This window comes from Exiguobacterium sp. s143 (assembly GCF_018618895.1).
GTDB classification, from domain to species: domain Bacteria; phylum Bacillota; class Bacilli; order Exiguobacteriales; family Exiguobacteriaceae; genus Exiguobacterium_A; species Exiguobacterium_A abrahamii.
In genome coordinates this window covers 204,629-225,995 of record NZ_JACSMX010000004.1, presented here as the reverse complement: position 1 = coordinate 225,995, position 21,367 = coordinate 204,629, and the positions used below count along the sequence as shown (strand labels likewise).

Genomic DNA, 21,367 nt, shown 5'->3' with positions numbered 1-21,367 from the left:
TACCCTACGTTATATGAGCAGGGATTATATGGAGTCAATGGGACGGTTCTAATGACTCGTTTATATTATCAATATAAAACCGCAGTAACAGAGATACGCTGAATCGTATCATGAGTAATTTATAAATATTTTTTTGAAGCGTCAAAGCACATCCTAAATGTCTTTGACGCTTTTTTCTGTAAGTCCATGTTTAAATTAATAAAAAGGACATGAAAATCGCGGAGGTGGAGAATAGATGGGAGCTTGGGGAGTAGCAATATTGTCTGATGACATAGCAGAAGATATTAGTTTTAGATATAAGGATTTATTAGGCGACAACTTTACGAATGAAGAAGCAACGAAAGTTGTTATTGAAGAATACCTAGATGAGATAGATGAGGAAGAAATTACAGCTTTTTGGTTATCTTTTGCCTTAATACAATGGAAATTAGGAAGACTTCAAGATGAAGTGAAAAGTGAGGCATTGCGTATCATTGATAGTGGTGTTGACCTTGATCGTTGGGAAGAAGATCCTAAATTGAAAAAGAAACGCGAAGTCATCCTTTATAAATTGAAGGAGAAACTTAACTCTCCTCAGCCACAAGCCAAAAAAGTACCAAAGAGATTCATAGCTGAAACAAATTTAAAGACCGGTGATGCAATCAGTTATCAGTTACCATCAGGTAATTTCATGATTCTTAAGGTTATCGAAATCATTGAACAATGGACGAAGGATCGATATCCTCTTTTTGAAATATGTGATTGGATAGGGAAAGAAATTCCTTCAAAAGATCAAATCGATCTGTTAGATTTCAGGACAGAAATGCAAGCAGATGGAGAGTTATTATTTGATAAAGTAGCTGTTTATCCTGCAGGAAAAAGAGACGATCCAGCTTAACGTATAAAAGTGATAGCAGAAAATGTCTCTATAAAATTAGAGGCGGGAACTCCATATACTCTATTAACGTGGAAAGACTTAGATGAATATTTAACTTGGAATCGTTACATAGAATAAACATTAAAAATGAAGGGAGGACATAATGATTATTCAGGTTATTGAAGAGAAAACACGTAGTCAGGTTAAGATCTTTTTTACCAAGCACTGGGGCAGTTCACAAATGGTAACATCGACAGGTGTTCATGATTGTAGTCTCTTAGATGGATTTTATGCCATAAACGATGATCATGAAATCATTGGACTGATTACCTATCATATGACTTCACAGACGTGCGAAATCATTTCGTTGGATAGTCTTGAGGAAGGAAAAGGAATCGGCTCACGATTGATGCAAGTGGTAGAAGAAAGGGCAGCACAGCAACAATGCGACTTGCTGACACTCGTTACAACGAATGATAATGAGCATGCGATACGTTTCTATCAACATCGGGGATATACAGTATCGCAAGTGATTCCGAATGCCGTGGACCTTGCACGCAAAATAAAACCGGAAATTCCGTTATACAATGAAAAGGGAGTTCCGATTAAAGACGAAATCGTCTTGATAAAACATTTATGAGTTACTTATTCGTTGTTGATGTTAGAACTTCTAAATAATCTTTCTCACTCTTGAATTGATCATTCACAATCAAATCCGGTGAAATCAAATAGGTTCCGACATATTCACCGTGCTTAATTTTGAAATAGCATGTCTTCGGTGCGAGTAGACTTTTTGATTGATGAATCTGCTCTCGTGATAGTGGCGTCCAACCTGATTGATCTTGTGAATTAGCGAAAGAGACAACAATCGATTGATCCGCTTGAATCAATAGTACAAGATCGTTGTCTTGTAAACGCGATGGATTGACGTGGGCGAGGATCGGATCGACAGACTTAGCGATAAACCCACCAATAGTAGCGTGCGACTGCTGTTCCTTGAGGAATTGTTGAATCATAATTATCCTCCTGACTGGACCTATGTATTACTCCAACTTTTCTTTCGTGATGATACCGATACCGCAACCAAACAGCATGATGATACCCGTAACGAGTAACGCAGGCACGTGACTTTCTAGTGCCATGTAGAGACCTGCACCACTTAAGATGACGCCGGTTGGAATCAAAACGTTTCGCATGAAGTATTCCTCCCGAAAGGATAATGACGTTGTTTTCACTATACCGGATAGAACGTCAGATAAAACACATACTTTAGTAAATAATGACAATCTGATTTTGAATATACAGAACGAAAACAGACGCCGTCTATTAACTTGGACAGCGTCTGTTTTTCATTATGTTCGCTCTAGTACATTGACGAGCATCTGATGGATGACGTCATGATCCCGAACGTCATGGACACGATAACTTCCGGATAACGTGTAGACGTCTATCGCTCCGACGTAAGCAATCTTTAGTTCCAACGTCCCATCCTCCTGGCAGGTCGTCCGGAGTTCGAGTTCACCGCTGATGACACCAACTTCTTGCGTCATGACACCATGTGTGGCGGTAAAGGTAGAGGTTTTCGTTTCCATCGAATCGACTCCTTTTTAGTATGTACATGTGTTCAACATCGTTTGTAAGGCGGTTTTTTCACTCGACTGTAAGCTGAGGTTCCAGCGGCTCTTCGTATTGATCCACATCTTCGAGTAAGCGCAGCTCGCACCTGCTCGTGTCGGCTTCCATGTCGACGGATCCTGATCTCCTTTTGAACGGTTCGAGCTCGCAGAGACAGCGATCAATTGCGGACCTGTTAAATCGTTTGCGAACGCTTGACGTGTCGTCGTCGTCCAACTGCTTGCTCCTGAACGCCATGCTTCGGCAAGCGGTACGACGTGATCGATGTCGAGGTCAGACGGATTCGTGAATGTCAGTCCGTCATAGTAACTATACCAAGAACCGGATGTGACGGGGCACGATCCGACATATGAATCGGCGTCACGTTTTAAGACGACTTGTCGTGTATCACAGCCGCCTCCTTGACTGCTCCAGTGCGGGAACAAATCACGCGAATAACCGGTCATGCTGCCTTCTGTTTTAACCGTTAAGGCATCGAGTTGAGACTGGGCCGTCGCTTTCGATGAGATGCCCGACGGTAACGCGGAAACAGACGTCGTATCGAATTGGAAAGCGGTTAGGCAGACGAGCGTAGTGATGACGATGGACTTGATGGCTTTGAACACGTGTCATTCCTCCTATGTATGAGACGAGATGATGTGAAGACACCCTTCACAATTTTTAGTATGGCATCACTTATTTAGGAGAAAATGAATATCGTGTAAATGTTATTAAAATTAAACTTTTGTCATTATATAGAAGGGTCTGATGTTAGGATTTAGGTGGAGAAGAAAGGAGACTACATCATGAACGAACGAATTAGAGGATGGTTGATCGTGTTCGGTGTATTTTTAGTCGTAAGTGGCACGTTGACGGAAGCGCAACGTTATTTCAACACAAAAGAACTAGATAATTGCATCGCGCAAGCTCGCGCTGCCCACCAAGAATATGAATATGAGATCGTTAATCCTGTCACACGCGCGTATTCATTCCGTGCGCATTGATTTTCTAAAAGATGTCGGGTCATCTCGCATATGGTACGCTTTTCAGGAAGCAGGATTTTAATGATTCGAGGAGCTGGTATGCATGAATAAAAAAGACATCGCCGACATCCGTCGTCACTTCAAGATGGATGCCGATTTACTAAAAATCCATGAAATCTACAACGTCTATATTCGAAAAGAGACGAGCGAAATCTATCATGAGGAAGCCCGACCGTTTCCGTTGCTTGATCCGGAACAACAGGAGCTGTTTCTTGCGAACTTCAAGAAAGTACTAGGTGGAAAACTCGACGTCAAGCTGTTCGAGGTCAAGTTCACGCATCCGGAAGAAGGAGAGACGGGTCATACGCAACAGCTCCTTTATGAAGGACTGTATGCGGAAGAGCCGGAGGACTGGGTCGAGCAGATGCAGACGATGGCGTTGAAGATGGTCCAGGACGTCCAGTACGAGAATGACCTCGTCGTCACGTTCATTCGCGGACAATACTATAAAACGACGAAGCGCCAAGCGGATGAGACAGAGATCGATCCGAATGACGACGTCTATACGACGCCGTTCATCCTCGGTAGCCTTAACTTGACAGAGTTACCGAAACAATCGCTCGTCTTTGATTTTGTCGAACGGGAATTCAAGTCGAACTTATTCATCAATCCGGTCATCAAACTGGCATCGCCGATCGGTGGATTTCTCTTCCCGACCTTCACCGACAACGCAGCAGACGTCAATCATGTCTTGTATGCGGCGGGCAAGCCGAATAAACCGGATTTTGGCTTCCTTGAAAACGTCTTGAACGGTCAACCGATCGTCACGGCAGATGAGGATAAAGCGATCTTCGAGGAAATCGTCAAATCAGTCGTGGGTGAATCGATGGATACGAAGACGTTAGCTGGTGTCTATGAAAACATCAACCAGTTGATCGTCGTCGAAGAGGATCAAGATGAGGAAGAAGTACCGATGCTCGACGTCCAAGAAGTCGAGCGTGTGCTCAAGGCAAGTGGTGTCGAAGATGTCAGCACGGAACAAGTCGAACGGGCGTTCAAGACGGTCGTTGACGATCCAACATACGAGATGAAGGCAAGTAACATCGTCCCGAACTATGAAGCGAAATCAATAAAAATCAATACGAAGGTCGCAAACATCGCGATTAGTCCGCAAGACTTGAAGTACGTCAAACAAGTCAACTATCAAGGGAAACGATGCCTGTTGATCGAGGTCGAGGAAGACACGATCATTGATGGTTTTACGATCGTTTCACAAGAACAATTACGATGAGGATCAGCGCAGGCGACTGCGCTGATTTTTTTAGGTGAAACATTTGCTTCTCCTGTCAAAGACAGGTATATTGTGATGTAAGCGGTCTCTTTTTTGAAAAAGAGGCATTCGAAATTTTTTTAATTGTTATCGAAAGCGCTTTCGATAACAGTTTGACAAGAAAGGAAGCGATCCATTTGTCTACCGTATCGATGCAAGATTTGCTACGAACGTTACGAAATCGTTCATCCATCCATCAAGACGGACTCGAAATCGTCGATAAGCCAATTCCTGACGTCTCGACTCCGGGAACACTCGATCCGCGTGTCCGTGAGGTCGTTCTCACGCAGCGTCCATCGGTCTCGATTCCAGAAGGGGCGTCGCCAGTCGAACTGGCGCGTGCCGGCATGGGCTGGGACAACGAAGACGTGACGACCCGCCAGATCGCAACAGACGTCTTTGCGATTCCAAGATCCGGTACCACGATCGAAGCACGGCTGTATCGTCCGGAAGCGGCACGTCCGCTCCCGCTCGTCGTCTATTTCCATGGAGGTGGTTTTTTCGGTGGTACGCTCGAGACGGTCGAGAATCCATGTAAGGCATTAGCCGATAAAGCGAACGTCGCCGTCTTGTCAGTCGGCTACCGATTAGCACCCGAGCATCCGTTTCCAACAGGACTTGAGGATTGTCATGCAGCGATCGATTGGGCAGTCGAACACGCTGATCGACTTGGGATTGATCCGGGTGCAATCGCGGTTTCCGGCGACAGTGCCGGTGGGAACTTAGCGACGGTCTGTTGTTTGCTCGATCGCGAGCGTCCGACACCGTATATCCGCTATCAAGTCTTGTATTATCCGGTCGTCAATGTCGGGGAACATCCGAATTCGGAATATGACTGGACGCTTGAAGCGTATGACCGACAAACGGAACCGCAGTTACTCGAACGGATCATTTTGTCGCTGCAAGATGAAGAAGGTGTCCTCGAGCAATGGTATGTTCAAGCAAGTGATTCGAAGGATCGACGGATCTCACCGTTGTTCGCGACGCTCGATGATCTACCAGAGGCACTCGTCATTACAGGAGAGTTTGATTACTTACGTCTTGAAGGGGAAGCGTATGCGAAAAAGCTCGCACGCGCTGGCGTCAAGACTCGTTATCTCCACTACCGCGGGATGGAACATGCCTTTCTTGATAAACTCGGTCTGTATCCGCAAGCCGAAGACAGCTTAGACGAAATCGCGAAGGACTTAAAACGACTCTTTTCTCAAACTAACTAATAAAGGTGGATGACGTATGACATACACGCTCGATTGGCAAGCCTATACAAAACTCGCTCGACAAACCGTCGCGGAAGGGGCGGTCCTCTTACAAAATGATGGTGTGCTCCCGTTGCAACCCGCATCGACGGTCGCTGTCTTCGGACGTAATCAGTTCAACTACTACAAAAGTGGTACGGGATCAGGTGGGATGGTCAACGTTACGAACGTCGTCAGTCCGCTCGATATGCTACGCGGAGACGTAACGCTGAATGCAGACGTCCTCAAGGCGTACGAGAACTGGCTTGAAGACCATCCGTTTGACCAAGGGGAAGGCTGGGCAGCCGAGCCGTGGTCGCAAGAAGAGATGCCGCTTGACGCGACACTCGTTCAGCAAGCAGCGCTTGACTCCGATGTTGCCTTGATCATGATCGGTCGTACGGCTGGGGAAGACCGCGACAATACAGCGGATCCAGGGAGTTATTTTTTAACGGAGACGGAACAGGAGATGCTCCGACTCGTGACGACACACTTCAAACAAACTGTCGTCGTCTTGAACGTCGGGAACATCATTGATATGCGCTGGGTCGAAGAGACGGCGCCAAGTGCTGTCCTCTACGCGTGGCAAGGAGGAATGGAAGGCGGAACTGGACTGAGTGATCTCTTGCTCGGTCGCGTCTCGCCGTCCGGAAAATTACCAGATACGATCGTCCGTTCACTCGATGATTATCCGTCAACACCACACTTCGGTCATGCTGATCGCGCGTTGTATCAAGAAGACATCTATGTCGGGTACCGTTACTTCGAGACGTTCGCACCGGAAGCGGTCTTGTATCCGTTCGGTTATGGATTATCGTATACGTCGTTTGACCTTACGACAGACGTGACGACGTCAGCTGATGCTTGGACGGTTACGGCGACGGTGACGAATACCGGGCAGACGAGCGGGAAGGAAGTCGTACAAGGATACCTTGAGAAACCACAAGGACAACTCGGGAACCCGACGCGTCAACTCGTTACGTTCGGTAAGACAAAAGAACTCGCATCAGGCGAGCAAGAATCTCTCACACTCGTCGTACCGTTCTCCTCATTCGCGAGTTATGACGATAGTGGTGTCACCGAGCATAAATCGTCTTATGTCATCGAACCTGGCACGTATCAGCTCTATCTCGGAACGGACGTCCGGTCGGCGGTTCCAGTCGCAAGCCATTCCATCGAGACGCTTGACGTCACGGACGTCTTAACGGAGAACATGGCACCGGTGACGGCGTTTGAACGCATCAAACCACAAGCGACCGAAACAGGATATACGGTAACGTATGAAGCGACACCACTGCGGACGATCGATCCGGAACAACGCCGTCAACAGGAACGTCCCGTTGACCGGACGCAGACGGAAGATGCCGGTTGGAAGTTACGCGACGTCAAAGAAGAGCGTGTTACGCTCGAGACGTTCCTCGATCAATTGACGAATGCGGATCTCGCAGCAATCGTCCGGGGGGAAGGGATGAACTCACCGCGCGTCACACCGGGAACGGCGGGCGCCTTCGGTGGCGTGACGACAGAACTCGAAGCACTCGGCATTCCAGCAGGCTGCTGCGCGGATGGTCCGTCCGGAATCCGGATGGACATCGGGACGAAAGCCTTCTCGTTACCGAACGGAACGTTGCTGGCTTCGACGTTTAATACGACGTTGATTGCCGATCTATTTGAGATGACAGGTCTCGAGTTACGGAAGAACGAGATTGATACGTTGCTTGGACCAGGGATGAACCTTCACCGTCATCCACTCAACGGACGGAACTTCGAGTATTTCTCGGAGGATTCGTATCTGACTGGAAAAATGGCCGTGGCACAGCTCGACGGGATGCACCGGGTTGGTGTGACGGGAACATTGAAGCACTTCAGTGCCAACAACCAAGAGTTCCACCGGCATGATCTGGATTCGATCGTATCAGAACGGGCGTTACGTGAGTTGTACTTGAAAGGGTTCGAGATGGCAGTCAAGGAAGGGAAAGCATACTCGATCATGACAACGTACGGTGCCGTCAATGGGATTTGGACTGCCGGCTTATACGATCAGAACACACGCATCTTGCGCGATGAGTGGGGCTTTGACGGAATCGTCATGACCGACTGGTGGGCGAAAATCAATGCGGAAGGTTTGGAAGCAAACCGTCAGCAAACGGCGACAATGGTACGTTCGCAAAACGATCTCTACATGGTCGTCGGTGAACCAGGAGCGAATCCGTTCGAGGATGATACGTTGACGGCTCTCGCCGACGGAACACTTCGACGTTCCGAGTTACTGCGGAGTGCCGCGAACATCTGTCAGTTCTTACTCCGGTCACCGGTCATGGATCGCGTGATGGGAACGGCGTCACCTGTCGAGGTCCTCGGGGCACCGGTCGAAGAAGAGACGCTCGAAGATCAAGCGGTCTCGCACCAACGCCTCGTCAGTGGGGATGCCTTCCCGTTAACGGACGTCGTGACGACGACAGGCAGCAGTCACGTCTTCGCTGTCACAGCGGAAGAGACAGGAATGTACCAGGTCACGTTGACGGCACGTTCGAACGCCGGTGAACTGGCGCAAATGCCGGTGACGTTGTTTGCGAACAACATGCCGGTCGCAACCTTCACCTTCAACGGAACGAACGGCGAGTGGGTCAGTCAGACGAAGGACGTCTTCGTCTTCAACCCGCACAACTATTTAAAACTCTACTTTGCACTCGGTGGTCTCGAGTTAAAAGAGTTGACGTTTACGCTTGCGGAATCGTTTCATATGAAGAACGGCTGATTAGATTAGCCGGACGGAAAGGACGGATTGCGTGCAGTTTTCCATCATCAAAAAACGGGTCGAGCAACTGCTTTCCCCGTCGTTACAGGGACGGATTGCTTTTCATGCAGCTGTCTACCGGATTCAAGATAGTCCTAGTCGCGTCTGGGTGACGTTTGACGGAGAAGAAATTCTCGGAGCAGACGACTTTCACTTCGAGCGGGAAGTCGAGCGGCGTTATGCTGCACAGTTACCGGAAAAACCAGCCGGATCGTTGTGGCAGTCCGACTGGTTGAAGCAGTCGCATGCGTTATCCGTTGAGATCGAACGACAGGTCAAACAAGACGGGTACATGGAGAACTACGAGATGCAACAGGACTTGTTGCAGTACCCGAACCTTGCGTTTGAACAAGCGCTCGTTCATCCACATCCTTTCATCCGCGGCATCGCACGGCTCGATCGGCGACTCGGCAAACGACGTTTCCTGTTGCTGACGCATCAGTCTGACTTTGAACAATGGTGTGCAGATACACGTCAAACTATCGAACACTGGTGATACGAAAAAAGCACGCTTCCTCAAGACGAGGAGGCGTGCTTTGTTGTTAGATTGAAAACGAGTTGACCTCATGAATTCCTTCTTCTTCAACGAAGGCGTCGAGTAAGGCGCGCACTTCGTCCGTTGAGTTCGTCTCCATCAATTTGACCCGCAGTTCACTCGCGCCACGGAATCCGCGGACGTAAATCTTGAAGAACCGGCGTAATGGCTTGAAGAGACGGGGCTCGAATTGAGCCGAGTAATGATCGTGCAGATCGAGCTGGAGACGTAACAAATCGAGGAGTTCTTGGCTCGAATGTTCTTTTTTCTCGACTTCGAATGCAAACGGATTGTGGAAGATCCCGCGACCGATCATGACACCGTCGACACCGTATTTCTCGACGAGTTCAAGCCCGTGTTGGCGATCGTTGATATCCCCGTTGATCGTCAGTAACGTCTGTGGTGCGATCTCATCGCGTAACTTCTTGATTTCCGGAATCAATTCGAAGTGCGCTGGAACGGCGCTCATCTCTTTACGTGTCCGGAGATGAATCGAGAGATTCGCGATATCTTGCTCAAGGATGTGGCGCAACCAATCGTGCCACTCTTCGACCTTCGTGTAGCCGAGACGTGTTTTGACGCTGACCGGGAGACCGCCTGCTTTTGCCGCTTGGATCAGTTCAGCTGCGACTTCCGGACGATTGATCAAGCCGGAGCCTTTACCGTTAACAGCAACGTTATGGACGGGACAGCCCATGTTGATGTCGATCCCGCTAAAGCCCATCTCTGCCATGCCGATGCTCATTTCGCGGAAATATTCCGGTTTGTCGCCCCAGATGTGAGCAACCATTGGTTGTTCATCCTCCGTGAACTCGAGACGTCCGCGGACGCTCTGCTTGCCTTTCGGATGACAATAGCTTTCTGTATTCGTGAATTCCGTGAAGAAGACGTCCGGACGCGCCGCTTTCGCGACGACGTGGCGGAAGACGACGTCGGTGACGTCTTCCATCGGTGCTAAGACGAAAAATGGTCGTGGTAAGTCCTGCCAAAAGTTCTTTTTCATAGTATATTAAACCCTTTCCTTAAGGTAATGCACATGTGTGGTTAAAGAATTTCATCAACTATACACTTTAAGCGCTCTGGCTAAAAAGTGCAAGTGAGTGCTATTCGTTACCGTGAGGAAAGAGAGCGATCCATCATATGCCGTGCCATCCAGTCCGGCCCCGGAATCAGGTGTCCGGCTTCGTCCTTATAGATGACGTGTTCGGGTCGAAGTTCCGTCGGCGAGACGAGTCCTGCTGCCGCCGTCAGGTTATAGAGACCTTCTCGTAACGAAATGATGTAGTTCGTCACGCGGAAACTTTTTTCGTCGACGATTAGCGCCTTTTGCAGCTTCGGGTCGGTCGTCGCGACACCGACCGGACAGTGATTCGTGTGACAGACTTGCGCTTGGATACAGCCGACATTAAACATCAGACCACGTGCGATATTGACGAAGTCGGCACCGAGGGCGAGAGCGATCGCAATCTTATCGGCACTGATCAGCTTACCGGACGCAAACACTTTGACCTTGTCGCGTAAACCAGCTTCCGTCAGGAGTTGGTGGACGAACGGTAAGGCGGAAAAAAGTGGTAGACCTGCAGCATCCGCGAGTTCTTGGAACGTCGCGCCTGTCCCTCCTTCACCTCCATCGACCGTCATGAAGTCCGGATGACGTCCGGATTCTTTCATATAAGCAATCAACTGCCGCATGTCTTCAAGATTACCGACGACGACTTTGATTCCGACCGGTTTTCCGCCAATCTCACGTAGACGTTCGACCCAGTCGAGCATCGTCTCTGGTGTCGTGAATTCGTTGAAGCGGTTCGGACTATCGATGCCGACACCGACTTTGACCTTCCGGACAGCGGCAATCTCTTCTGTGACCTTTGATCCTTCGAGGTGACCACCGCGCGTCTTAGCTCCTTGAGCGAGCTTGAGTTCGAAAGCTTTGACTTGCGGTAACTCACTTTTTTTCTGGAACTCATCGAACGAAAAGTCACCGTCTTCCGTTCGGACACCGAACAGACCGGGACCAATCTGACAGATGATGTCGACGTCACCTTTTAGATGAAAATCGGATAGCCCGCCTTCCCCGGTATTCATCCAGCTCCCTTTGGCGCGACCCAGTCCGATCGAGAGCGCGGTAATGGCACGGTCACCGAGCGCTCCAAAACTCATTGCTGATTGACCAATCAGTCCTTGGATTTGATAAGGGTGTCGACATGTCGTTGCGCCAATGACTGGTGCATCCTCCATTTTCAAGAGATACGGTGAAATTTGCTTCGCAACGAGATGTTCTTTACGTGTAAATAGTTCATCGCGGTCAATCTGATAGATGTGTGTGTCGACACGTTCCGACTGGTCGATGCGTAATTCCTGACGATTCGTTGGAAAGAGGACGTTTTGTACATAAAAACCGGCTTCTTCAAAATCACGTTCCGATCCAAAACCGAGAATCCGACTTTGATATTTGCTGGAAAGGACGGCCGTCTTGTATTCATTACGGGAGAAGGGTTTCCCTTCGTTATTGTTGAGAAATAAGTATTGGCGGAGTTCCGGTCCCATGTTCTCGAGGATATAGCGCATTTTTCCAAGGACAGGGAAGTTTCGCAGGACCGCGTGTTCTTGCTGGCGACGATCAGCGCGCCAGACGTGCCAAAAGAGAAGCGGTGGGACAAGGATGATCAACAGGGCGATGGCGAGTAAAATGAAGAGAACAATCGTATTGATAGACATCAAAATTCCTTCTTTCCCGTAGATTCGTGGTATGTAAGTTGATACCACTGAAAGTTCGGATACAAACGATAATTTCCAGATATTGAATCTTTTCCGTCGGTGATCGCGTAAATGAACTTATACATTAAAGGAGGAGACCGGTATGCATACACTCTATATGAAAGAAAAAGCGTTCAGTTTACGTGGACGATTCTCGATTCAAGACGAGGCAGGGCACGACGCCTATCACATCGAGGGAAGTTTTATGAAACTTCCGAAGTCATTCAGCGTGACGAACCGAGATGGAGAGGAAGTCGCGGAAATCACGAAGAAGACGTTCAGTTTCCGACCGGTCTTTTATGTCGAAGCAGCAGGGCAATCGTTTGAGATCATTAAAGAGTTCACGTTCTTCAAGGACCGTTATACGATCAACTCGGATCAGTTCGAAGTAACGGGCGACTGGTGGGATGTTGATTTTGAGGTCTTACAACAAGGACAACGAATTGGTCGCGTGCAGAAGAAATGGATCTCTTGGACCGATCAGTACATCATTGAAGTCGAAGATGAAGCGATGGAAGAATTGTTGATCGCCCTCGTCGTCGCGATTGATTGCGTCAAGGCGGAGGAAAGTTCGAACTCTACATCTTTCATTGATTAAAAAGGAGCAGGATTTAGAATGGAACAGTGGGACGTATACACAGCAGATCGTAAGAAAACAGGACGGCTCTGGCAACGGGGAACGCCACATACAGCCGGCGATTATCACATGACGATTCATGTCTGTGTCTTTAACGCCAAAGGAGAGATGCTCGTCCAACAACGGCAACCGTTCAAATCTGGTTGGCCGAACATGTGGGATGTGACGGTCGGGGGTAGTGCTGTCAGCGGGGATACGAGTCAGATGGCAGCACAACGGGAACTGTCGGAAGAACTTGGACTCGATATCGATTTCACAGGCATCCGTCCCCATCTGACGATTCCGTTTGAGATCGGTTTTGATGATTATTATCTCGTCGAGCAGGAAGTGGATTTGACGACGCTGACGCTGCAGGAAGAAGAAGTCCAACGCGTCGCTTGGATGACAGAAGAAGCGATCGTTAACGGGATCGAAGAAGGATGGTTCATCGGTTATCATGAATCATTGATTCGGCTGTTATTTGCTCTTCGTCATAGTTACGGCGCGCATAACGAGGCATAAAAAACAAGCCCTTCCGGTGATTCGGAAGGGCTTGTTGCTTGATTAAGCGGATTTTCGAAGTGCATCCGTCCGTTTTGGTTTTGTTTCTGGTAAGAAGAACGTGAAGAACAGATACACGGAACAGCAGAGGAAGAAGACGATCATCGAGACCGTATATCCCGCATGTCCGAGTGCGTAACTCCAAATGATCGTAAAGATCGTCTGCGTCGCATAAGCAATCGCCCAGAAGAGACCGAATAAGACGGTAATCTTTTGCGGTGTCATCCCTTTTCGTTCGTGTGCCAAGTTCATGAAGATCGGATACTGGATGTACATCGCAAATCCGGAAATGAACGCAAAGACATACGAAACGAGTGGCGAGATGTTTCCGAACAAGACGGTGACGAGGAAACTCGCGATCATGACCGTCCCGCTGATCAACAGAATCGGTTTACGAGGTGTTCCTTTGTTACCGATCCGTAGACCGACGAACGTTCCGACGATTCCGGCACCTGAGACCAACAGGTTGACGAGCGAACCGTTCAACTGCGTATACGTATCGAACACAGGTTTCAAGCCGACGAGCGATAAGATATAGAGCGTCAAGAAACCGCCGAAGGCAACCGCATATTTCCAGAGGAACGGATCGCGGACAGCATCTCCATAACCGTAAGGCGTTTCGTCCGCGTCCGCAGCATCGTTCAACTCGAACGACTCACTACCAATCCACCATGCGAAGAAGAGAATCGCTGTCAGACTCGCGAAAATCGTCAACGTCAGTTTCCAGTCACTGACGAATTGATCGGCAAACAAGGTGAACAAGAGTGACACGACGAATGCACCGACGTTATAGGAAACAGTGTTGAAGGCGTTGATCCGTAATTTTTCAGCCGGATCTTGGACGTAACGTGTCACGACCGGGTTCATGTAGACGATGACCATTGAACCACCGAGTCCCATGACCATGCGAGCGACCGTATACGCCCAGTAGTTCGGCAGATAGATGGCGACGATCGACATCATCAGGAACAACAGTGCGAGCAACGGTGCTTTTTTCGGACCGAGCTTCATCAAGATGAGCGCGGCGAGAATGTTGGCGAAGACACGCGCCGTCGTAATCGAATAGTTGACGAGTTGTGAGATGAGGGGGTCAACGGTCTGATTACCGAAGAAATGCGCCGTTATTTGTGGCGTCAAAGATGAACCCGCGACCCAGTTCATGGCGAAGGTCGCATAGGCGAACCAGAGGACGATCATCATGAAATAGCCTTTTTTTGTGGTAGACATAAAAATCCCTTCTTTTCTGAAGTTCCGCTTCATACCTGAATCGAAAACTACTTAACTTTATTATCAATTCATTCAATATAAAGCCGTTCCGAAGGGAAGTAAAATAGATAGTTCTTATGAAATCTATAAGCAAATTGAATGAGTAGAGTTTGTTATTATTCTTCAAATGAATAATAAAAGGAAATTAAATGGTTATAATTGTAATAAAAGGAGGTATTCATTTGAAACCTAATATTTTTGATTATGCCACAAGTGAGTTATCACAAGACGCTTTTCTATGTTGGTTATTGAAGTGGGCGGAAGAAGGAGCACGAAGTCACGATCCGCAACTCCATACGATTGCGAATGTATTTGTTAAAGAAGTTTTTGATCTTCATGACTGCCAGTTAAACGAATCGATTCAAAGTGTGTGTATTAAAAGACAGTTCAATAGTCTAGATATATTAGCGATCATCAATGAGAAATATGCCATTATGATTGAGGACAAAGTATTTACGAGTCATCATTCAGATCAATTACGTCGATATCTAGAAATGGTCAAAACTCACCCCGAAACATGGTATTTGAAGCCGATACCGATTTATTACAAAATCGTAGAACAAGGCGACTACTCCGGCGTGACAGAAGCAGAATATAAAATATTTACGCGAACGAAGATGATCGAAGTACTGAGCGGCCTTCATACTTCGACGACCAATGATATTTTGAACGATTATCTTAAGTATCTCAAGCAGATCGACACCTCGATCGAATCTTATAAATCACTACCAATCACCGAATGGAATTCTTTCTCTTGGCAAGGATTCTATAGAGATCTGCAAAAAGAATTGAAGAACGGAAAATGGGGACGCGTTGAAAATGCACGTGGAGGATTTTGGGCATTCTGGTGGAAAGGAGACGATAGTCAACCGCACTATTGGCAGTTAGAAGAATCAATGTTAAAAGCAAAGGTAGAAGCTGCTGATAGTCAAAATATAAGAGAGTATCGAGATCACTGTATGCAAGCATTATTGGAGTATTCTCAAAAAAATGAGTTGAATTTAAGTCGACCAAAAAGTGTTCGTAGTGGAAAAACGATGACGATTGCACAACGCCCCGATTACATACAAGTCTTTGATGATCAAAAAATTAATTTTGAACAAACCGTATTAGAGTTGAAGCGTTATGCGTATTTTAGTCAGGCTCCGTTAGTGTAGATCGATTGGTTGAAAAGATATTACATCATCTACTTGCGTCACCTTAAAAATATCCGGATTCTTCAGCTGTAAACTTTCTTCGAATCCAAACGTAGGGTCAATCGAATGCAGATATAAAGATAATAAATTCCCATGTGTCACGAGAATGGAACCATCATGCTGTTGCAACGCTTCTTCAACGACACGCGTGATGCGCTTAGTTGCTATCCGGCTAGATTCACCACCAGGACACGTATAGTCTGGATCGATGAACGTTCGACGAAGATGGTCCTGCCAATCGTCAAGTGGAACAGCACTTAACCGTCGCTCTTTTAAGTCTTCTTCTTGTGCAACGGGTAGTTTCAGAGCAGTCGCAAGTGGTTGAATCGAGTCGAGCGCTCGGCGATACGGACTCGAAATAAGGTGTGGGATTGGAAGATCAAATAACTGCGTACACAGTCGTTGCGCCTGTTCTTCTCCACGAGGTGTTAACGGGGCTTCCGGTGCTTGACCAGTCGTTTCACAGTGGCGAATCAAGTAAATCGTCGACATGAATGTTTCATCCTTTCGTGATCAAGTGGTGCTGTATGATTTCTGGAAAAGATGGTAAAGTCCTTTTCATAGATTGAAAAATCATTTTGAAAAAGGCGTTGACAAACGCTGTCGAGATTACTAGAATTAGAAACAATTCATCGATGCAGCGACGCATCGGATAATCAAATAAAGAGAAAGCTATGATTGTCATGGGTCACACTATGGCAGGAGCAGCTTCTGGAGAGACCGTGTCGACACGGCGCCGAAGGGTTCACAATCTCAGGCAAACGGACAGAAGAGTAATCACATGCAGCGACGGGCATTCATGGAATGTCATAGTGGCGTGTATGGGTTATTCCTTTGATTTTGTTGAGATTGGACATTCGTCCAGTCTCTTTTTTCTTTTTCAGGACCGACAGAACGGTCTGAAGCGTAGAGAAACCATCACAAGGAGGAGTTCAGGTTTGGAACAGCAAGGATTAAAGCGGGATTTATCGAATCGTCATGTACAGTTGATTGCCATTGGTGGAACGATCGGAACAGGGTTATTTTTAGGATCAGGAAAAGCGATCCAACTCGCCGGACCATCGATCATTTTTGCCTACTTACTCGTCGGGATCGCGATCTTCTTCGTCATGCGGGCACTTGGGGAATTGTTATTGTCAAAAGCAGGTTATCAGTCACTCACAGACATCGCAGAAGATTATCTCGGACCACGTGCCGCGTTCGTGACCGGTTGGACGTATTGGTTCTGTTGGATCATGACAGCGATGGCAGACATCATCGCTGTCGGTCTTTACGTCAAGTATTGGTTTGATATCCCGCAATGGATTCCAGCCGTTCTTGCTCTCTTGATTTTACTTGGATTTAACTTGTTGACCGTTAAATTGTTCGGTGAACTCGAGTTTTGGTTTGCCTTGATCAAGGTCGTGACAATCCTTGCTTTGATTGGTGTCGGAATCGTCTTGCTCGCGATTGGGTTTAAAACAGACGCGGGTCCGGTGACGGTCTCGAATCTCTGGTCACATGGCGGTTGGATGCCAAATGGAATTACAGGATTCCTGCTATCGTTCCAAATGGTCGTCTTCGCTTATGTTGGCGTTGAGCTCGTCGGGGTATCCGCAGCAGAGACAGCAGATCCGAAGAAGAACATTCCATCCGCAATCAATAAGATTCCACTTCGGATCTTATTCTTCTATGTCGGTGCCTTACTCGTCCTATTGATGATCAACCCATGGACAGGATTAAGTGCAACAGAGAGCCCGTTCGTCAAGACGTTCAGTCTGATTGGGATTCCGCTCGCAGCAGGAATCATCAACTTCGTCGTACTGACGTCTGCTGCTTCTGCGTGTAACAGCGGAATGTTCTCGACGAGCCGGATTCTGTATAACCTGGGAAATCAACAGCAAGCGTCGAACAAGTTCTCGAAGTTGAATAAAAATCATGTTCCAGCAAACGCCTTGTTCGTCTCGACGATCGTCGTCTCAGTCGGTGCTTTGCTCAGTAAACTGTTACCAGGGCAAGCGTTCAGTATCGTCACGACAATCAGTGCGATCTGCTTCATTTGGGTCTGGGGTGTCATCCTTGTCTGTCATCTCCGGTACAAGAAACAAAATCCGGAATTGCATGCGGCGTCGACATTCAAAGCACCATTGACACCACTCGTCAATTACCTCGTGCTTGGATTGTTTGCAGTCATTCTCGTCGTCATGCTATTTGCTGACGATACACGTCCAGCTTTGTTGCTGACACCGGTCTGGTTCCTTGGACTATTCGGACTGTATCACCTCCGGAAAAAGAAACAACAAGCAGCTAATCAAAAAAGTGCGTAAGCCAAAACAAGCCGGTTGGATCTAATCCGACCGGCTTGTTTCATGGTGTATCGAAAGCACCGTCCTGCAGTTGTTTCCGAAGTGCTTTCGCTTTCTTTCGAATATCGCGTTTGCTGTCCGCATCGCGCTTTCCCCATTGCCGATACATCATCGACATCCGCTGATTATCAGCGAACCGTTTTTCGTGCCGGTCGATGAAGTCCCAGTACAAGGCGTTAAACGGACAAGCATCCTCTCCGAGCATGTCCTTTTGATGGAACGGACATCCCTTGCAATAATCACTCATCTTATGGATGTAATTCGCCGAAGCGATGTACGGTTTCGTCGATAACGTTCCGCCATCAGCATGAAGCGCCATCCCGAGGACGTTCGGTAAGACGACCCAGTCATAGGCATCGATGTACATCTCGTTGAACCAATCTGCCGTCTGTTGCGGCGAGATCGCAAACAGATTAGCGAAATTCCCGAGCACCATCAAGCGCTGGATATGGTGATTGTGCGCATGCTCGACAACAGGACGTAACGATTCAGCGACACAGTTCATGTTCGTCTTCCCGGTCCAGAAAAAGTCCGGTAAATCCGCTTCATGACGTAGCGCATTGACGGAAGCATAGTCTGGCATCTCGGCTAGATAGACGGCACGCATGTACTCGCGCCAGCCGAGGATTTGTCGAATAAAACCTTCGACCGCATTGAGCGGAGCATCTTGATCTTCGAGGGCGGCTTCAACTTGACGAATGACCTCTTCCGGTGTCAGCAATCCGAGATTGATTGCTGCTGATAAGAGCGAATGCGATAACGTATCTTCACCGGTCAGCATGGCGTCTTGATACGTTCCGAACGTCTCAAGTCGTTCTTCGATGAAACGATGAAGAGCCCGCGTCGCTTCCTTGCGCGTGACGGGCCAATGGAAGGAATCAAGTGCTCCCGGATGATTGGAAAAATCACGTTCGACCTTGTCGATGACATCCTTTGTGATGCGATCGGGACGAAACTGAATCGGATCGGGGAACGTCGTCCCGGACTTCGCCGGTTTTCGGTTCTCGGCGTCAAACGACCACTTTCCACCAATCGGTTTGGAGCCGTTCATGAGAACGTTTCGTTCCTTGCGCAGTTTGCGATAAAAACGGTCCATCTTGTAGGGCTTGTCGCCGATTGCTTCGACCGCTTCTTCCTGTGTCAGTAAAAACAACGGCACGTCGGAACAGACCTCGACCTTGATTTTCTTCGGTAAAGCGTCTTGCCACTTGTGCATCGCCTTTCGCATCGGTTCGTCCGTGATCGCCGTATAGAATACATGATCCGAATCATGATCTTTCCGGTGCGCCTTAAATGCCTGATCGAACGAATCAGCTTCCCGGTAATCGACGGTGAAGCCTTTTTCGCGCAGTTCTTCCGCAAAATGTCGCATCGCTGAGAAGACGAGGACAAGTTTTTGTTTATGGTACGTCTTCCACTTGGAGCGTGAGGTCGCTTCGACCATCAGGATGACGTCGTCTTGTTTGTTTGCTTCCTTCAATAAAGGGAGATCGTGATTCAATTGATTGCCGAATATCCAGCGTGTCGCCATGAGTGTTCCTCCTTTTACTTTCGTTATATGATTACCGTTTTTCGTCAAAGTCATGCCTGATTGTATGCCGGCTGACGAAAATCTTCTTACCTGAATCGTCGCTTTTACACATTTCTGAATGTAAAAGAAGTTCCTTTCTGTGCAAGCTATGATAGGGTTATAATGGAAAGGTAAGTTGTCGTCATGAGGGGGAAGTTTTTCATGACAGGTAGTCCATAATATCAACGGGGATAGGAAGGATATCATGAGCAGTATGCCTAAAAAAACAGACGTTATTTTAATTGGTGCCGGAGTCATGAGCGCGACGTTAGGGGTCTTATTAAAAGAACTCGCGCCTGAGATCAACATCAAGGTATTCGAGAAACTCGCGAGTGCCGGGGAAGAGAGCTCGAACGAGTGGAACAATGCAGGAACAGGTCACGCCGCACTATGCGAACTGAACTATACGACGGAAAATGCCGATGGTTCGATCGATATCAGTAAAGCGGTCAAAGTAAACGAACAGTTCCAACTGTCACGTCAATTCTGGTCGCATCTCGTCAAGGAAGGTGTCTTGCCGAATCCGAAAGAATTCATCATGCCGATTCCACATATGAGCATGGTTGAAGGAACGAAAAACGTCGAATTCCTGAAAAAACGATTGGAAGCGCTATCAGCGAATCCGTTGTTTGCGGGAATGGAATATTCAGAGGATCCAGCGAAATTAGCCGAGTGGATTCCACTCATCATGAACGGTCGGACGTCACCAGAGCCGATCGCTGCGACAAAAATCGATTCAGGAACGGACGTCAACTTTGGTGCGTTGACACGAATCCTGTTTGAATATCTCGCACAACACGATGTAGCGATCAACTATCAGCATGGTGTCGAGGATTTGAAGCGTGTTGACGGGGGTTGGGAAGTCAAAGTGAAGAATGAGCGCGATCACCGGATCGAGCATCATACGGCGCAGTTCGTCTTCATCGGAGGTGGCGGCGGTAGTCTGCCGTTGCTCCAAAAAACAGGCATCGAGGAATCGAAGCAAATCGGTGGTTTCCCGGTCAGTGGTTTATTCCTCGTTTGTAAAAATCCTGAGATCATCGAACAGCACCATGCGAAAGTCTACGGAAAAGCGAAAGTCGGAGCACCGCCGATGTCAGTACCGCACTTAGATACACGATACATCGATGGGAAGAAATCACTCCTCTTCGGACCGTTTGCTGGCTTCTCACCGAAGTTCCTAAAGACAGGATCAAATCTTGATTTGATCGCGTCTGTCAAACCGAACAACGTCTTGACGATGCTTGCTGCGGGAGCTAAAGAGATGGGATTGACGAAGTATCTGATCGAACAAGTCCTCTTGTCGACGGAACAACGGATGAACGAATTACGAGAGTTCATTCCGAATGCGAAGACAGAAGACTGGGATGTCGTCGTCGCTGGTCAACGTGTCCAAGTCATCAAGGATACACCACAAGGAAAAGGGACACTCCAGTTCGGAACAGAGGTCATTAGTGCAGCCGACGGATCTGTCGCTGCCTTACTCGGGGCGTCACCAGGTGCCTCAACAGCAGTTCCCGTCATGCTCGAAGTACTCGCGAAATGTTTCCCGTCCGAATTACCGGCGTGGGAAGCAAAAATCAAGGAGATGATTCCGTCTTACGGGATCTCACTCGTTGAAAATCCGGAGCTGTTCGAACAGATCCATGCCGAAACAGCTAAAACGCTCGAGCTTGAACAAGGTCAACCGATTCGCTAAACGAAAA

Annotated in this window: 21 protein-coding genes and 1 riboswitch; of the genes, 12 read left to right on the top strand and 9 right to left on the bottom strand. The window is 47.9% G+C overall.

What is annotated here, in order from left to right:
- The first annotated feature begins 235 nt into the window (after positions 1-235).
- The gene (locus KNQ03_RS14080; RefSeq protein WP_251140322.1) at positions 236-877 is read left to right on the top strand and encodes a hypothetical protein; all 642 of its coding nucleotides are present in this window, start codon (positions 236-238) and stop codon (positions 875-877) included.
- Positions 878-1,019: 142 nt separating this feature from the next.
- Positions 1,020-1,496, top strand: a complete 477-nt coding sequence (locus KNQ03_RS14075) for a GNAT family N-acetyltransferase (RefSeq protein ID WP_214725224.1) — start codon at positions 1,020-1,022, stop codon at positions 1,494-1,496.
- Position 1,497: 1 nt separating this feature from the next.
- Here KNQ03_RS14075 and KNQ03_RS14070 read toward each other — a convergent pair whose 3' ends face one another.
- The 4 genes from KNQ03_RS14070 to KNQ03_RS14055 form a co-directional block, all read right to left on the bottom strand.
- On the bottom strand, positions 1,498-1,872 hold the full coding sequence (locus KNQ03_RS14070; RefSeq protein ID WP_214725222.1) for a hypothetical protein: 375 nt from the start codon (positions 1,870-1,872) through the stop codon (positions 1,498-1,500).
- Positions 1,873-1,899: 27 nt separating this feature from the next.
- On the bottom strand, positions 1,900-2,052 hold the full coding sequence (locus KNQ03_RS14065; RefSeq protein ID WP_214725220.1) for a hypothetical protein: 153 nt from the start codon (positions 2,050-2,052) through the stop codon (positions 1,900-1,902).
- Positions 2,053-2,208: 156 nt separating this feature from the next.
- Positions 2,209-2,448 (bottom strand): hypothetical protein, encoded by a 240-nt coding sequence (locus KNQ03_RS14060; protein WP_214725218.1) that lies wholly within the window; start codon positions 2,446-2,448, stop codon positions 2,209-2,211.
- Between the two features lie 15 nt (positions 2,449-2,463).
- A complete protein-coding gene (locus KNQ03_RS14055; protein WP_029343013.1) occupies positions 2,464-3,084 on the bottom strand; it encodes an HNH endonuclease family protein in 621 nt (206 codons plus the stop codon).
- Between the two features lie 192 nt (positions 3,085-3,276).
- On the opposite strand from KNQ03_RS14055, the gene KNQ03_RS14050 reads away from it, so the two are divergent.
- The 5 genes from KNQ03_RS14050 (at position 3,277) to KNQ03_RS14030 (ending at position 9,311) form a co-directional block, all read left to right on the top strand.
- Positions 3,277-3,474, top strand: a complete 198-nt coding sequence (locus tag KNQ03_RS14050; protein WP_023469832.1) for a hypothetical protein — start codon at positions 3,277-3,279, stop codon at positions 3,472-3,474.
- An 82-nt stretch (positions 3,475-3,556) separates the two neighbouring features.
- On the top strand, positions 3,557-4,744 hold the full coding sequence (locus tag KNQ03_RS14045; RefSeq protein WP_214725217.1) for a DUF4317 domain-containing protein: 1,188 nt from the start codon (positions 3,557-3,559) through the stop codon (positions 4,742-4,744).
- A gap of 191 nt (positions 4,745-4,935) precedes the next feature.
- A complete protein-coding gene (locus KNQ03_RS14040) occupies positions 4,936-6,000 on the top strand; it encodes an alpha/beta hydrolase (protein WP_214725215.1) in 1,065 nt (354 codons plus the stop codon).
- 16 nt (positions 6,001-6,016) lie between these two features.
- On the top strand, positions 6,017-8,776 hold the full coding sequence (locus KNQ03_RS14035; RefSeq protein ID WP_214725213.1) for a glycoside hydrolase family 3 protein: 2,760 nt from the start codon (positions 6,017-6,019) through the stop codon (positions 8,774-8,776).
- 31 nt (positions 8,777-8,807) lie between these two features.
- Complete coding sequence (locus tag KNQ03_RS14030) at positions 8,808-9,311, top strand: SF0329 family protein (RefSeq protein ID WP_214725211.1); 504 nt, start codon at positions 8,808-8,810, stop codon at positions 9,309-9,311.
- A gap of 46 nt (positions 9,312-9,357) precedes the next feature.
- Here the strand turns inward: KNQ03_RS14030 and KNQ03_RS14025 are convergent, their stop codons facing one another.
- Positions 9,358-10,353 (bottom strand): tRNA dihydrouridine synthase, encoded by a 996-nt coding sequence (locus KNQ03_RS14025; protein ID WP_029343007.1) that lies wholly within the window; start codon positions 10,351-10,353, stop codon positions 9,358-9,360.
- Positions 10,354-10,460: 107 nt separating this feature from the next.
- Complete coding sequence (locus KNQ03_RS14020) at positions 10,461-12,068, bottom strand: FMN-binding glutamate synthase family protein (RefSeq protein ID WP_214725209.1); 1,608 nt, start codon at positions 12,066-12,068, stop codon at positions 10,461-10,463.
- 142 nt (positions 12,069-12,210) lie between these two features.
- Between KNQ03_RS14020 and KNQ03_RS14015 the strand changes: the two genes are divergently transcribed.
- Together KNQ03_RS14015 and KNQ03_RS14010 are read left to right on the top strand one after the other, a co-directional pair.
- On the top strand, positions 12,211-12,705 hold the full coding sequence (locus KNQ03_RS14015; protein WP_047394907.1) for an LURP-one-related/scramblase family protein: 495 nt from the start codon (positions 12,211-12,213) through the stop codon (positions 12,703-12,705).
- Positions 12,706-12,723: 18 nt separating this feature from the next.
- Positions 12,724-13,245: an NUDIX hydrolase gene (locus KNQ03_RS14010; RefSeq protein WP_214725207.1), complete on the top strand. Its 522-nt coding sequence runs from the start codon at positions 12,724-12,726 to the stop codon at positions 13,243-13,245.
- Between the two features lie 42 nt (positions 13,246-13,287).
- Here the strand turns inward: KNQ03_RS14010 and KNQ03_RS14005 are convergent, their stop codons facing one another.
- Positions 13,288-14,511, bottom strand: coding sequence for an MFS transporter (locus KNQ03_RS14005; protein ID WP_050678565.1), 1,224 nt, complete (start codon positions 14,509-14,511; stop codon positions 13,288-13,290).
- A gap of 221 nt (positions 14,512-14,732) precedes the next feature.
- Between KNQ03_RS14005 and KNQ03_RS14000 the strand changes: the two genes are divergently transcribed.
- The gene (locus KNQ03_RS14000) at positions 14,733-15,707 is read left to right on the top strand and encodes a PD-(D/E)XK nuclease family protein (RefSeq protein WP_214725205.1); all 975 of its coding nucleotides are present in this window, start codon (positions 14,733-14,735) and stop codon (positions 15,705-15,707) included.
- Here KNQ03_RS14000 and KNQ03_RS13995 read toward each other — a convergent pair.
- Positions 15,699-16,238, bottom strand: coding sequence for a histidine phosphatase family protein (locus KNQ03_RS13995; RefSeq protein WP_214725203.1), 540 nt, complete (start codon positions 16,236-16,238; stop codon positions 15,699-15,701). The two genes, KNQ03_RS14000 and KNQ03_RS13995, sit on opposite strands and share 9 nt — an antisense overlap.
- Before the next feature lie 209 nt (positions 16,239-16,447).
- A riboswitch (glycine riboswitch) is annotated at positions 16,448-16,525 on the top strand.
- Between the two features lie 159 nt (positions 16,526-16,684).
- On the opposite strand from KNQ03_RS13995, the gene KNQ03_RS13990 reads away from it, so the two are divergent.
- Positions 16,685-18,052: an amino acid permease gene (locus KNQ03_RS13990; protein ID WP_050678563.1), complete on the top strand. Its 1,368-nt coding sequence runs from the start codon at positions 16,685-16,687 to the stop codon at positions 18,050-18,052.
- Between the two features lie 40 nt (positions 18,053-18,092).
- On the opposite strand, the gene KNQ03_RS13985 is transcribed toward KNQ03_RS13990, so the two are convergent.
- Positions 18,093-19,622 carry a cryptochrome/photolyase family protein gene (locus tag KNQ03_RS13985; protein ID WP_214725201.1) on the bottom strand — a complete coding sequence of 510 codons (1,530 nt, stop codon included), beginning with the start codon at positions 19,620-19,622 and terminating at the stop codon, positions 18,093-18,095.
- Positions 19,623-19,866: 244 nt separating this feature from the next.
- Between KNQ03_RS13985 and KNQ03_RS13980 the strand changes: the two genes are divergently transcribed.
- A complete protein-coding gene (locus tag KNQ03_RS13980) occupies positions 19,867-21,360 on the top strand; it encodes a malate:quinone oxidoreductase (RefSeq protein WP_149428070.1) in 1,494 nt (497 codons plus the stop codon).
- Positions 21,361-21,367: the final 7 nt, after the last annotated feature.

Excerpts from the sequence above, each read along its gene's own strand:
- KNQ03_RS13980 (WP_149428070.1), top strand. The coding sequence starts at position 19,867 with ATGAGCAGTATGCCTAAAAAAACAGACGTTATTTTAATTGGTGCCGGA.
- KNQ03_RS14065 (WP_214725220.1), bottom strand. The coding sequence starts at position 2,052 with ATGCGAAACGTTTTGATTCCAACCGGCGTCATCTTAAGTGGTGCAGGT.
- KNQ03_RS14005 (WP_050678565.1), bottom strand. The coding sequence starts at position 14,511 with ATGTCTACCACAAAAAAAGGCTATTTCATGATGATCGTCCTCTGGTTC.
- KNQ03_RS14025 (WP_029343007.1), bottom strand. The coding sequence starts at position 10,353 with ATGAAAAAGAACTTTTGGCAGGACTTACCACGACCATTTTTCGTCTTA.
- KNQ03_RS14040 (WP_214725215.1), top strand. The coding sequence starts at position 4,936 with ATGCAAGATTTGCTACGAACGTTACGAAATCGTTCATCCATCCATCAA.
- KNQ03_RS13985 (WP_214725201.1), bottom strand. The coding sequence starts at position 19,622 with ATGGCGACACGCTGGATATTCGGCAATCAATTGAATCACGATCTCCCT.
- KNQ03_RS14010 (WP_214725207.1), top strand. The coding sequence starts at position 12,724 with ATGGAACAGTGGGACGTATACACAGCAGATCGTAAGAAAACAGGACGG.
- KNQ03_RS14045 (WP_214725217.1), top strand. The coding sequence starts at position 3,557 with ATGAATAAAAAAGACATCGCCGACATCCGTCGTCACTTCAAGATGGAT.
- KNQ03_RS14015 (WP_047394907.1), top strand. The coding sequence starts at position 12,211 with ATGCATACACTCTATATGAAAGAAAAAGCGTTCAGTTTACGTGGACGA.
- KNQ03_RS14060 (WP_214725218.1), bottom strand. The coding sequence starts at position 2,448 with ATGGAAACGAAAACCTCTACCTTTACCGCCACACATGGTGTCATGACG.
- KNQ03_RS14050 (WP_023469832.1), top strand. The coding sequence starts at position 3,277 with ATGAACGAACGAATTAGAGGATGGTTGATCGTGTTCGGTGTATTTTTA.
- KNQ03_RS14035 (WP_214725213.1), top strand. The coding sequence starts at position 6,017 with ATGACATACACGCTCGATTGGCAAGCCTATACAAAACTCGCTCGACAA.
- KNQ03_RS14080 (WP_251140322.1), top strand. The coding sequence starts at position 236 with ATGGGAGCTTGGGGAGTAGCAATATTGTCTGATGACATAGCAGAAGAT.
- KNQ03_RS14075 (WP_214725224.1), top strand. The coding sequence starts at position 1,020 with ATGATTATTCAGGTTATTGAAGAGAAAACACGTAGTCAGGTTAAGATC.
- KNQ03_RS14070 (WP_214725222.1), bottom strand. The coding sequence starts at position 1,872 with ATGATTCAACAATTCCTCAAGGAACAGCAGTCGCACGCTACTATTGGT.
- KNQ03_RS14020 (WP_214725209.1), bottom strand. The coding sequence starts at position 12,068 with ATGTCTATCAATACGATTGTTCTCTTCATTTTACTCGCCATCGCCCTG.
- KNQ03_RS13995 (WP_214725203.1), bottom strand. The coding sequence starts at position 16,238 with ATGTCGACGATTTACTTGATTCGCCACTGTGAAACGACTGGTCAAGCA.